General features: G+C 57.4%; 10 protein-coding genes. 4 read left to right on the top strand and 6 right to left on the bottom strand.

Features of this window, described 5'->3' with window-relative positions; all coding sequences use genetic code 11:
* Nucleotides 1-65: 65 nt before the first annotated feature.
* Entirely contained in the window at nucleotides 66-686 is a 621-nt protein-coding gene (locus KX928_RS19340) for a TIGR02466 family protein (RefSeq protein WP_219505973.1), read from the bottom strand.
* 532 nt (nucleotides 687-1,218) lie between these two features.
* Between KX928_RS19340 and KX928_RS19335 the strand changes: the two genes are divergently transcribed.
* On the top strand, nucleotides 1,219-2,508 hold the full coding sequence (locus KX928_RS19335; RefSeq protein ID WP_219505971.1) for an MFS transporter: 1,290 nt from the start codon (nucleotides 1,219-1,221) through the stop codon (nucleotides 2,506-2,508).
* A gap of 118 nt (nucleotides 2,509-2,626) precedes the next feature.
* Here KX928_RS19335 and KX928_RS19330 read toward each other — a convergent pair whose 3' ends face one another.
* The 5 genes from KX928_RS19330 to KX928_RS19310 all read right to left on the bottom strand — a co-directional run bounded on the left by KX928_RS19330 (nucleotide 2,627) and on the right by KX928_RS19310 (nucleotide 8,278).
* Nucleotides 2,627-3,199, bottom strand: a complete 573-nt coding sequence (locus KX928_RS19330; RefSeq protein WP_308342393.1) for a tyrosine-type recombinase/integrase — start codon at nucleotides 3,197-3,199, stop codon at nucleotides 2,627-2,629.
* 488 nt (nucleotides 3,200-3,687) lie between these two features.
* Nucleotides 3,688-4,641, bottom strand: a complete 954-nt coding sequence (locus KX928_RS19325) for a BMP family protein (protein WP_219505966.1) — start codon at nucleotides 4,639-4,641, stop codon at nucleotides 3,688-3,690.
* An 89-nt stretch (nucleotides 4,642-4,730) separates the two neighbouring features.
* A complete protein-coding gene (locus KX928_RS19320; protein WP_219505964.1) occupies nucleotides 4,731-5,663 on the bottom strand; it encodes an ABC transporter permease in 933 nt (310 codons plus the stop codon).
* Between the two features lie 3 nt (nucleotides 5,664-5,666).
* Complete coding sequence (locus tag KX928_RS19315; RefSeq protein ID WP_219505962.1) at nucleotides 5,667-6,752, bottom strand: ABC transporter permease; 1,086 nt, start codon at nucleotides 6,750-6,752, stop codon at nucleotides 5,667-5,669.
* Nucleotides 6,749-8,278, bottom strand: a complete 1,530-nt coding sequence (locus tag KX928_RS19310) for an ABC transporter ATP-binding protein (protein ID WP_219505960.1) — start codon at nucleotides 8,276-8,278, stop codon at nucleotides 6,749-6,751. Before KX928_RS19310 ends, KX928_RS19315 begins: the two co-directional genes overlap by 4 nt.
* A gap of 163 nt (nucleotides 8,279-8,441) precedes the next feature.
* Between KX928_RS19310 and gcvA the strand changes: the two genes are divergently transcribed.
* The 3 genes from gcvA to KX928_RS19295 all read left to right on the top strand — a co-directional run bounded on the left by gcvA (nucleotide 8,442) and on the right by KX928_RS19295 (nucleotide 11,647).
* A complete protein-coding gene (gene gcvA / locus KX928_RS19305) occupies nucleotides 8,442-9,368 on the top strand; it encodes a transcriptional regulator GcvA (protein WP_219505958.1) in 927 nt (308 codons plus the stop codon).
* A 97-nt stretch (nucleotides 9,369-9,465) separates the two neighbouring features.
* Nucleotides 9,466-10,149 carry a DUF1989 domain-containing protein gene (locus KX928_RS19300; protein ID WP_219505956.1) on the top strand — a complete coding sequence of 228 codons (684 nt, stop codon included), beginning with the start codon at nucleotides 9,466-9,468 and terminating at the stop codon, nucleotides 10,147-10,149.
* The gene (locus KX928_RS19295; protein WP_219505953.1) at nucleotides 10,139-11,647 is read left to right on the top strand and encodes an amidohydrolase family protein; all 1,509 of its coding nucleotides are present in this window, start codon (nucleotides 10,139-10,141) and stop codon (nucleotides 11,645-11,647) included. Before KX928_RS19300 ends, KX928_RS19295 begins: the two co-directional genes overlap by 11 nt.
* Nucleotides 11,648-11,660 lie beyond the last annotated feature (13 nt).

Below are 11,660 nucleotides of genomic sequence, written 5' to 3'. Positions count from 1 at the left end.
TTGGGGTTGCCTGCAGCCGTTATCGTCCAACAGTCAAACGGCAGGTTTGTCCGCACAGCCGACCTCTAACCCCAGCTGTAATTGAAGCTCACCGAAATTCTCTCTTCCTCGGCCATGTTCAGCGGCACCTCGTGGCGGAGCCAGCTTTCCCAGAGCAACACCTCGCCCGGCTCGGGGGCAACGTAGCTGAAGGTCTGCAACTCCGCAGGTGCGTCCTTGCGGCGCGGCGGCGCGGCCATCATCAGTCCGAGGCGCGGATCTTCGAGTTTCAGCGCGCTTGCCCCCGCGGGGACGGCCACATAGGTGGTCCCGGACACCACCGAATGCGGGTGGATGTGGGAGGTGTGGATGCCGCCGGGAGGCAGGATGTTGATCCAGATATCCTCCAGCTTCAGAGGCTTGTCGCCGAGGTCAAGGGCGAGCTCTTTGGCGAAGGCCTTCACGTGCTTATTCAGCACCTTGACCAGATCCTTGAAGATCGGGAAACGGTAAGGCAGGTCGGTCAGCGAGGCATAGCTGGTGTAGCCAGGGTAGCCGTTTTCCTCGCACCAGTTCTGGCCTGCCTCGTCATCTTCGGCGATGGACCAGCAGGAGGCTTCCAACTCGGCCGTATTGATGGGTTTGCCGTGCTCCGAGAGAGCGGCGCGGTAGAGGCGGGTCACGAAGAGGGATTCGATGGTGGACATGGGCCTGTCTTAGCTGAGCGACACGGCGCTGGCGAGAGGGGTTAACGGGGCGACCGCGCAACACCCCGTCGAGCGCCAAATCGCTGCTGTGGGACTCGGGTTCGGAAACCCGGGTTACCGCCTGAAAAGCGGGGGTTTTGCGCGGTGTTCCATCCGTGCACAGGTCGTGCACAGGCTGTGCACCGACTGTGCGCGGCGGGCGGGGTTAAGCGGGCGTGCGGTGTACAAAAGTTAACTGTCCGTTGCCACGCGCAGGCGCTGCCGACGTGGGGCCCCAGGCAGATACCTTGGTCAATCTGCGAAGGGAGTGGCACAGTCGATGTTGGTGTCATCGGCGCGCGCGGACCTGTGTCGGGGAATGCTCTGGATCAGCCAGTGAGCCGTGCGACAGGTTGATGAGGGTCAAAGCCAGTGAAGCGGACAAACGGGGATTTCGCCGGGCTTGTTCGAACGACCGCTTTAGTGCACGCGGGATAGACATCGGCTCTGCGGAGGTATTGCGCAAGTTGCCCGCAAAGCCGAAGGTGCGACCATGGCAACGGAATTTGAATTCTCCTTCGCTGCGCTGACCGTTCCAGCTAGACGGCACATCCGGGTGTTTCAGGCCCACCAGTTTCTTGATCGTTTTGCGATGGGTTTGACAGTTGCCGTTGTTGCCCTGGCGTTGACCGATCGAGGCATGAACCTCTTCCAGATTTCGCTACTTTTTGGGGTCTACTCACTTACGACCATGGCGATGGAACTCCCGTTCGGCGGATTGGCCGACAACATAGGACGCAAGCCGGTCTTTCTGGCAGCGGTCGTCGCCAGCTTGATCTCCCTCGCACTCTTTCTCTCGACAAGCGATTTCTATGTTCTCGCACTTTCATTTGCCTTCATCGGGTTTGGACGTGCACTACGGTCGGGCACGCTCGACGCTTGGTTCGTTGAAACCTTTAACGCCGCTGCGCCAAATGTGGATGCGCAACCCGCTCTCGCAAAAGCGCAATGGGCTAATGCCATGGGCTTGGCGGTGGGGGCCGTTTTGGGAGGCCTTTTGCCCGATCTCTTTGGCTCGGTGGCAGAGAGACTGGGTGTCAGTGTCTATGATGTGTCTTACGCGGCGAGCTTAGCAGTGATGCTTGGGGTGTTCGTCTATACCCTTTTTTTCATTGTGGAAAAACCGCGCCCGCTGAACCCCCATGCTCTGAAACAGGGGTTCGCAGCTGTACCGTTGGTGGTCAAAGACGCAGGTCTTCTCGCACTGAGACATCCGGCGTTATCGGTACTGTTGGCCGCTCTGGCGTTTTTCCTAATGGCAACCAACCCGGTAGAGGTGATCTGGCCGGTCCATGCAAAGCCCATGTTGGAGGAAGGCCATGCAAATACAATTATCGGTGTCCTGACCGCGACCTACTTCTTCTCAATCGCATTCGGTGCCTGGCTGTCACCGCGCATCAGTCGCATTTTCAAGAGACGGCACGCGATTACACTTGCGGCGGCTTTCGCCTGCATGGCGGGGGTTCAGATCGCATTGGCTTTGCAGGGCAGCATCGTCGGCTTTGTGACGGTTTTCATTTTCTATTCCGTTGTTCTTGGTGTTTCTGAGACGCCGGCCAGCAGTATTCTTCATAGGTGCGTAGAAGACCGCCAGCGATCCACAATGCTATCTCTGAGGTCGCTGATACAGCAACTTGGAGCAGCTTTGGGTCTGGTTTTGGCGGGAGCCATCGCTGAGGTCTACTCCACACCGACGGCGTGGATGGTCGGCGCTGTGTTTCTCGTCATTGCCGTGATCCTGATCTGCATCCTGGCCAAACGGCTTACCGCCGAGATTGAATAGCGGCCATTTGCGCGGCTTGCAGCATCAGTGAGTTTGGGTTCGGTCCGACCCACCGCTGCGACTCGCACGCAGGTCTGCTCAGGATTGGCGAACGGCGCGAGCCGTCCGCCAGCGTGGTTCAAATGTCGATTTGCTCGGCCATGCTCAGCGCATCTTCAAGTTCGACGCCAAGGTATCTGACAGTGCTGTCTACCTTTGTGTTTCCGAGCAGGAGTTGAACTGCCCGGAGATACCCGGTTTTGCGGTAGATTTCCGCTGCTTTGGTCCGGCGCAGCGAATGGGTGCGGTATCTGCTGGGCTTCAGCCCAATTGCGGCCACCCAATCCCTTACAAGCCGGCCATATTGGCGTATTGAGATATGCGGACTGTCATGAAATCTGCTGGGAAACATGAAACGGCAGCCGGGCATCTCCGGTGACTTGATCCATGCGACAATGGTATACCGCGTGTTTTCAGAGAGTTCGAACTGAACAGGCCGCTTGGTTTTGCTCTGGATCACAGACACGCGTTCGCGACCGCGATCATCCCTCACCAGGTCGGCGACGGCCAGTTTCACCAGATTGCATCCGCGAAGCTTGCTATCAATTGCCACGTTGAACAGCGCAAGGTCGCGCAGGTTGCCCGCCAGTTCGAGCCGCGCGCGGATTGCCCAGACCTGTTTCGGCAACAGCGGTCGTTTCTGGCCGATGATCCGGCCCTTGTTCCAAGCTCTTCGTTACGGGATGACAGCGGGAAGTTGGACTCTTGGCATTGTGCGCCCTCCAATCCTCCCGCCAAACCCAGACATCAGCACAGCGCTGACGCCTCAGTTTACTGGTGGTTGGAATGGCCGTTGTCAGCTTGCTGTCTCTTCGGGGAACGCCGCAGACGCATTGTGCAGCAGAGAGCCCAGTTTGACCGATGCTGCGATGTGCATGGATGTCTGGTCACAAATTTTGCAAGGATGGTGTTGATTGAGGGTTTGCATGGTTGGACCTTAGGCAGTCCTGGATTTGTTCATTGGCGGGTATTGCCGAACTGAAAACCAGCAATAGAAAGCCTAGCGACTCCGGCGAAACCGGGGGTAACGCAGTCCCACGCGGTACCAGCGAAAGGCTTCAATCATTGATTTCTCTAACTAAGAAAAAGCCCCCAGACTTGGGGGCGAGAGTTAGAAGAGGAGCGATTATTAGTGAGGTCTTATTGTGGATTTACAACCAAAGTGCCGGACTTCATGGCGTCGATCAGTTTGTTGACTTCATCCACAACGTCCACCGGGATATCTGGGTGGAACGACCCGATCCGCATGGCCAGTTCATTGCCCATATCCGCCCGGTAGAGCGCACCTTCCAGTTTTCCAGCAGTTGCCAGTTCCAGGTAGGACCGCATGTTGCCTCGGACATCCAGAATAGCGGATTGCAGGATTTCCGGCCATTCGTTGATCGCATCACGATAGATGCCGATGCCATAGACGCCTTTTTCCTGAACGGCCTGCATGGCGCCCAGCGTCGCACTGTCCATTGTCGGCCAGATGACATCGGCGTCTTGGGAAATTTGGTTCAAGGCAGCTTCTTTGCCCTTGGCGATGTCATCCCAGTCGCCGGTCCAGGTAACCAGAACTCTGACGTCCGGATTGGCCGCTTTGGCCCCCGCTTCGTAGCCGGCGACCGTGTCGGTCGTGAATTTGAACTGCTGCGCGGCGATGATGCCGATGGTGCCTGTGTCTGACATGGAGCCCGCCACGTAGCCCATCAGATAAGCGATTTGGCTGAAATAGAAATCCGCGTTGGCGATGTTGTCTTTTGTGCCCAGTCCGTTGTTCACCATGAACATGGTTTCCGGGAAGCGTGCTGCGACACGTTCCACTGCGTCCTGGAATTCTCCGCCGTGACCGATCACAAGGTCATATCCCCGGCGTGCGTAGTCGCTCAGGACTTCGATTTGTTCCGGCTGATGCACGCTTTCGGAAAAGGCGGCTTCAAAGCCGAGCGCTTCACCTGCCTTGGTGAGACCTTCGAATCCGGCCTGGTTCCAGCCATTATCAGAAATCGATCCGGGCATAACGATCGCGGCGCGCTCGATCCCGTCAGCGGCCGCAGGCCCGGCCAACATCAGTGCCGCAAGCCCCGCCAATAGTTTGGACTTCAATTGCATTGTTGTTCTCCCATATTGGATATGTGTTGTCAGGGTGACGGGAGGATCGCGACGTGAAAAACGATGGTTTCTCACGTCACGGCTGAGATTTACCGATGTTCCCGGTCGTAGGGCAGTCCGACGCTTGCAGGTGCGCTGGCCTTGGCGCCGAGGACCACAAGTGCGATGAGCGATGCGAGGTATGGCAAGATCAGGAAGAGCTGATAGGGAATATCTGGCGAGGTGAATTGCAGTTTGAACTGCACCGCATCACAGAAGCCGAAGAAAAGCGCCGCGCAGATCGCGCCGATGGGCGACCAACGTCCCAAGATGATTGCCGCAAGCGCAATGAAGCCTTTGCCCGCGCTCATGCCTTCCGCAAACACATAGACTTGCGATAAGACCAGATGCACCCCGGCCAGCGCCGCGAAAGCACCGCTGACTGCAATTGCGAGATATTGCATGCGAAAGACAGGAACCCCGGCCAGGTCCGCGGCCTTCGGGTTTTCGCCAACGGCGCGCAGGTCCAGACCCTTGTGGGATTTCATCAGCCAGAACCAGGCTGCTATTGCCACTCCGATCAATAGGTAGAACAGCGGATCCTGGGAAAACAGGGACGGGCCAACGACGGGAAGATCTGACAAGAAGGGAATATTGATCTGTGAGAACCCGTTTACCCGCGCCCCTCCGGCCTGAGCCCCGAATATCTGACGGGACAGAAAAGCTGTGAGTCCGGCCAGCAGCAGGTTGAGCGCGATACCGCCAACCAGCTGGTTGATGCGCAGCCGGATCGACATATACCCAAGCAGCAGGCCAGAGATCAGGCCGCAAATGATCCCGCATCCGAGCCCGATCACGGCGGAGCCCGTTGCGAAAGAACCAGCAGCAGCGCCTAGCGCTCCGGCGAGGATCTGACCTTCGAGGCCGATGTTGTACAGCCCGCCACGTTCCGCGATCACCCCGCCAAGGGCGGCAAAAGCAATTGGCGTACCCAATCGGGCGGTTCCGGCAAGGACGTCGCCCAGCAAAACAAGATCAATCATAGTCTATGCCTCTTTCTTTTGGCGTTGTGTTTGGCGGCGCAGCCGCAGGTTTCTTGCCAGGGGTTTCAGAATGGATATTGGCCTGGTTCGCGGTGTCACGAGGGCGGCGGCGACAAGAACCACGACGAGCCCCTCGACCACTTCGATGACGGAACTATCGACCCCGACAGCACGCTGCATCGTTCCCGCGCCGGCAGAGAGCCCGGCAAGGAACAGCGCGGTCAAAGGCGCGACAATTGGGTTAAGAGCCGCAAGGAAGGCGACGACAATTCCGTCATAGCCGTAGCCATCGCTAAACAGGTGGAACAGGCGGTACTTCAACCCGATCACCTCGATTGCGCCGGCCATGCCTGCAAGGCTGCCGCCAATCAACATGGCGCGTATGACGGTCTTTTTCTGGTCCACACCCGCATAGGCCGCAGCCCGCGCATTGCGCCCCACAAGGTCCAGGTGGAAACCCGATGGCGTGAAACGCAGCCAGAAATACAAGATGACCGTCATGGCCAGCCCGAATACAAAGCCCACATGGGTATCAGATCGCGGCATCAGAATAGGCAGTCGATAGGCTTCTGAGACTTCCTCGGAATAAGGATATGGCGCGCCTTCGGCCAATAGCGGCCCGGCCACGGCGTAGCTGACGATGTGGATTGCAATGAAGTTCATCAGCAGCGTGACAATGACCTCATTCGTGCCCCGATAGGCTTTGAGATACGCAGGAATTGCCGCCCAGAACGCCCCGCCGGCGGCGGCGGCGATAAATATCAGCGGCACACCGAATAGACCGGGCAGATCGGGGATCGCCAAAGCGAAGACGGCGCCGAACAACCCACCAATATAGATCTGCCCCTCGCCACCGATGTTGAACACACCGGCGCGCATCGGAATGATCACGGCCAGCCCGGCCAGAAGCATCGGCGAGGCTTTGACCAAAGTATTGGAGAAGCCCCAGTAATTCAGGAAAGATTCCAGAAACAGAACCTTATAGGCCTCAAACGGGTTGTGCCCGTCCAGCAGGATCAGCACGCCGCCAACGCTCAGCGCTGAAAGCAAAGCAATCGCAATCCGGCGTTGCATGGTAAATCTGTTCATAGTACCTCCTCCGGCGCTGCGGTCATCAAGAGCCCGATGTCTTGAAGAGTTGTGTTTTCTGGATCGACAACACCCGTGATCCGGCCAAAGGCCATCACGGCGACGCGGTCAGAGATGTCGAGCACATGTTCAAGTTCAGTGGAGATATAGAGCACCCCCACGCCGCTGTGGGCGACGGCACGGATCTGGTTCTGAACAAATTCCGTCGCGCCGACATCAAGCCCTTTCGTCGGCTGTACGACGACCAAGAGATTGCGCGCCCGGGCCACTTCACGGGCCAGAACGATTTTTTGTTGATTGCCGCCGGATAAAGCCGAGGCGTTCAATTTCGGGTCTGGGGGCCTAATGTCAAAGGCCGCGACCACGTCGCTTGCGATCTCGTGCATCGCGCGCCGGGAAATCAGACCGCCAGACATGAACCTGTCTTCGCCAATGGATCGAAAGGCCATATTTTCTTCGACAGTGAGCGACAGGACCAAGCCTTCGGCATGGCGGTCCTCGGGAACGAAGCCTATGCCATCTGCAATGCGCGCAGCGATGGAGGCGCTTGATATCTCCGTGCCATTAAGGTGGATGGCGCCGCTGGTTTGCCTCTTGAGGCCGGTGATCACCTCGCTCAACTCCGTCTGGCCATTGCCGTCGATCCCGGCGATGCCAAGGATTTCGCCAGCCTTCACGGAGAGGGTCAGATCCTGCAGGATTTCCGCGCCGCCTGGATCCATCAGGCAGACATCAGAGACAACCAGAGCGTCCGCTGCTGAGCTGGTGTCGTTGCGCGCCTTTTTGGCCTTGGGCGTCTCGACCGTTTCGCCGGTCGGCTTGTCTCCCATCATAAGCGCTGACATCTGGGCCATGGGCGTGGTCGCAACCGGAAGAACTCCCTCAACACGCCCATGGCGCATTATCATGACGCGATCGGCAATCTCGCGGATTTCATCGAGCTTGTGGCTGATGAAAAAGACAAGGCAGCCGTTGGCGACCAGCTTGCGCACCCCTTTGAGAAACGGCGCGACTTCGGTCGGGGCAAGAACGCTGGTGGGTTCATCCAGGATCAGGATCGATACATCGCGAAACAGCGCTTTAAGGATTTCCACCCTTTGCTTCATGCCCACAGGCATTTCCGTGACGCGGATGTCGAAATCGACGTTAAAGTCAAAGTCGCTGCAAAGCTGCCGAATGCGCGCCCGCGCTTCGGCACCCCTCTTTGTGCTGGGCAAGCCGATCAGGATGTTCTCTTCGGCGGTCATTGCGCCGACCAGGCTGAAATGCTGGTGGATCATGCCGATCCCATGCTCAATAGCTTTCGCTGGGCTGGTCACCGAAACAGGTGTTCCGCCCAGTTTGATTTCACCGCTATCGGGCTGATACAGACCGATCAGAACACTCGCGAGCGTGGTTTTCCCCGCGCCGTTCTCGCCCAAAATCGCAATGCACTCGCCCTTCGAGGCCAGCAGATTGACGTTGTGCAATGCACGAACGGCGCCAAACGACTTGTCGATGCCGGTGACTTTCAAAAATGAATCCAAGACAACCTCCCAACTTTCACGCAAATTCAAGAGAGAATGCCCAATCTTCTCAAATTAGATGTTTTCACCTCACAGCTGAGAATTTCGCCCACATGTGAACTGGCAATCGGGTTAGAGTAGAGCGACGAAATAGCATCGCATCAGGAGAGCAAAGCCGCGCGTCATGGCGAAGATACCGTCGTTGAAAAGCATTCAGGCCTTCGAAGCGGCCTGCCGGCATCTGAGTTTCAAGGATGCCGCCGATGAATTATGCGTCACTCCGACTGCCATTTCCCATCAGATCAAATCGCTGGAGGATCAACTTGGGGTGCCCCTGTTCCACCGGCTGACCCGCGCCTTGAAACTGACGGAGGATGGGGCCAATTACGCGCCCCACATCATTGAGGCCTTCAAGAACATCGAAGCCGCCTCTCTCGCGCTGGAGGAAGACGACCTTGCGGGCACATTGACGATCTCAACAACCGGGTCTTTTGCCGCCAATTGGCTGAGCCCGCGGCTGCGAGGCTTTTACGAGAAATACCCGGAGATTTCGGTAAGGGTTCTGTCTAGCGATCAGCTGGTGGGTTTCAAATCCAGCGATGTGGATGTGGCCATTCGGTATGGCTATGGCGATTATCCTGACAGCAATGTGGCTTGGGTCTTGAATGACTGGGTGGCCCCTGTCTGCAGCGTGGAAAAGGCGAAGTCACTGAGTTCCCCCGAAGATCTTCTGAAGTCTCGTCTGATCGAATATCAATGGAGCGGGTTTTCCGATGCGGATCCGAGTTGGGAGCGCTGGATGGACGCGGCTGGCTTGCAGACTGGTGATGTCGAGCCCTATGTCACCTATTCCGAGGAACACATCTGCTTGCTGACGGCAAGCGATGGTCATGGTGTGGCCCTGGTCAGCCTTTTAGCCGCCGCGCGTTTTCTGGAACGCAATATGCTGGTCGCCCCCTTTGACACGGCATTGAAAAACAAGAGCTATTTTCTCGTCTGCCCGGAAACTTACGCCAATCGTGCACGCGTTCGTGTGTTCCGGGAATGGCTATTGGACCAAGCAGATGAGTTTCGCGACAGCGCCGTAGGTCAAAGGTTTTTTGAAGAATAGCGCGACCGCAACGATCTAATCCGTCGCTTGAATTTTTGTCATTTCTAAATTGCCGAGAAGCATGCGTTTCTGAACCCCAAATCAGGAGTTCTTGCGCATGCAAAGTTTTGACCCTTCCCAGCCCGATGGTTTCAATCAAACACTGGACAGCACGGTCTCTGCCGACGGCATCCCGGTCATTGCAGAACGGTATACAGTGCCAGCGCGTTGCGGTGTCGCGGTGCGTTTGACAGCTGGGCGGACTTTGACCATCACCAATCCGACCGGCTGGCAAGTCTGCGATTTCTGGGCGTTCAATGCGGCAGAGCTGCATGAATATTTGTCTATGCCGCATGTTCACACGGATCTTCTGTCTGTTTTCCCAAAGGTCGGCGACAGGTTGGTCAGCAATCTGCGCAATCCTCTTTTGACGCTGACCCAAGACACATCGCCGGGTGTTCATGACACAACGATCGCCGCTTGCGATGCCAACCGGTACAAGCAATTGGGTGTCACTGATTACCACGACAATTGCGCCGACAACTTGAGGCAGGCCTTGCTTGCTATCGGGACAAAAGCACCGCATGTGCCGGCGCCCTTCAATCTTTGGATGAACGTCCCAGTTCACCCTGATGGCAGCCTTGCCTGGGCTGCGCCAGTGTCAAAGCCGGGGGACAGCATGACCTTCAAAGCCGAGATGCCAGTCTACGCCGTGATGTCGGCCTGCCCGCAGGATATCACTCCAGTCAACGGGGACGAAGGTAAGCCGAGCGCGCTGGAATTTGTTGTTCATGACGGCTGATGGCGGCGACATATTTTCCGCCCGCTGGATCATCGAAGATGCCTTTCACAGTCACAACGACTACGCGCTTTATGTTCTAGACGGCAGAATAGCTGGCTTGGCGCTTCTGGCCGAATTAAAGTCACGTTATCCCAGCGCAAGGGTGCACTCGGACACAAACGCGGCGATCCTGCCCGGGTTTGTGAATGCACATCACCATTGCTATGGGGTGAACCTGATCAACCAAGGTATACGGGATGACCTGTTAGAGCCTTGGATTTTCGCCTCCGCTGGCGCAGCCGACGTTGCGCCGCGCCTCGCCACCGAATACGCGGCAATGCGCTTGCTGAAGAATGGGGTAACGGCTGTTGTGGATGCCTGCACCGCGGGTCACACAGCGGCCTTTGTCGAAGCGAAGATAAGGGACAAAATCGCCGTATATAATGGGCTTGGCCTGTCCTGTGCCATCGCGCCGGGCGAGAGATGGCACAACCAGCTTGTGCATCCACACGGGCAAAGCCAGTCGTTTCTGACCACCTTGCCCGAGGTTCTGCGATGCAAACTGCAGCGCAAGCACGTTGCGCGCACACGTATTGATCCGCAAAGCTTTGTGCGGTTTCTGTCCCGGATGCATGGCGAATACAGGGCTTTTGAATGCGCTGATGTGTGGTTCGGCCCCACGGCACCGCATTGGACGGGCCGAGAGACCCTGCGCGACATCGCCAGGGAGGTTAGCAAAAGCGGCCAGCGCATTCACACCCATGCCGAGGAGTCTCGGCTGCAACACCTGTCGGCTACAGCCTGGAGTTTTCAGGGTGCCATCGCAGAATTGGGCAAAGCTGGCCTGCTCTCTGACGGCTTATCCTTGGCGCATATGGTCTGGGCGGGCGAAAAAGATCTGGCGCGCGTGGCCGAGGCGCGCGCGCATGTCGTGTGCAATCCCAGCTCCAATTTGCGGCTGCGGTCCGGCATTGCTCCCGCGCCATTAATGAAGCGGATGGGCATTAACCTCGCACTGGGGATGGATGGGACCAGCCTGGCAGGCGATGACGATATGTTCGCCGAAATGCGTTTGGCGCAAAGCCTTTATTGGTCAAGTGATCGGGTGAACCCTAGCCTGACCGCGAAGGATGTTTTCGACATGGCCACTATGGGTGGCGCGCGTTTGATGGGGATGGATCACAGCATCGGAAGCCTGTCCGTCGGCAAACGCGCCGACTTTGTGATCCTGCGCCTGGACCGTCTTGAAGGGCCCTGGTTGGACCCTGGCATTGATCCGGTTGAGCTGTTGGTCAGCTCGGCAAAATCCGCGGATATCCAGAGCGTCTTCACCGGCGGACAACTGGCCGTTTCGCACGGCGAAGCCAAAAAGTGCGACGAAAAGAGAATTCTTCAAAACATCACCGACGGTATGCAGCGCGCCGCGGATCAAAGGCTGAGCGCCAGTGAATATGCCGCCGTCAAATCCGCATTGCAGCGCTGGTATGACGGTTGGCTAACGAAAAACGCCCCGCAATAGTGACAGAGGAGCA

The sequence above is a fragment of the Roseobacter insulae genome (genome assembly GCF_019375555.1).
GTDB lineage: Bacteria > Pseudomonadota > Alphaproteobacteria > Rhodobacterales > Rhodobacteraceae > Roseobacter > Roseobacter insulae.
This window is presented reverse-complemented; position numbering and strand designations above follow the sequence as displayed.

Coding starts and splice junctions, on each gene's coding strand:
- KX928_RS19340 (WP_219505973.1), bottom strand. CDS start 686: ATGTCCACCATCGAATCCCTCTTCGTGACCCGCCTCTACCGCGCCGCT.
- KX928_RS19335 (WP_219505971.1), top strand. CDS start 1,219: ATGGCAACGGAATTTGAATTCTCCTTCGCTGCGCTGACCGTTCCAGCT.
- KX928_RS19325 (WP_219505966.1), bottom strand. CDS start 4,641: ATGCAATTGAAGTCCAAACTATTGGCGGGGCTTGCGGCACTGATGTTG.
- KX928_RS19320 (WP_219505964.1), bottom strand. CDS start 5,663: ATGATTGATCTTGTTTTGCTGGGCGACGTCCTTGCCGGAACCGCCCGA.
- KX928_RS19315 (WP_219505962.1), bottom strand. CDS start 6,752: ATGAACAGATTTACCATGCAACGCCGGATTGCGATTGCTTTGCTTTCA.
- gcvA (WP_219505958.1), top strand. CDS start 8,442: ATGGCGAAGATACCGTCGTTGAAAAGCATTCAGGCCTTCGAAGCGGCC.
- KX928_RS19300 (WP_219505956.1), top strand. CDS start 9,466: ATGCAAAGTTTTGACCCTTCCCAGCCCGATGGTTTCAATCAAACACTG.
- KX928_RS19295 (WP_219505953.1), top strand. CDS start 10,139: ATGACGGCTGATGGCGGCGACATATTTTCCGCCCGCTGGATCATCGAA.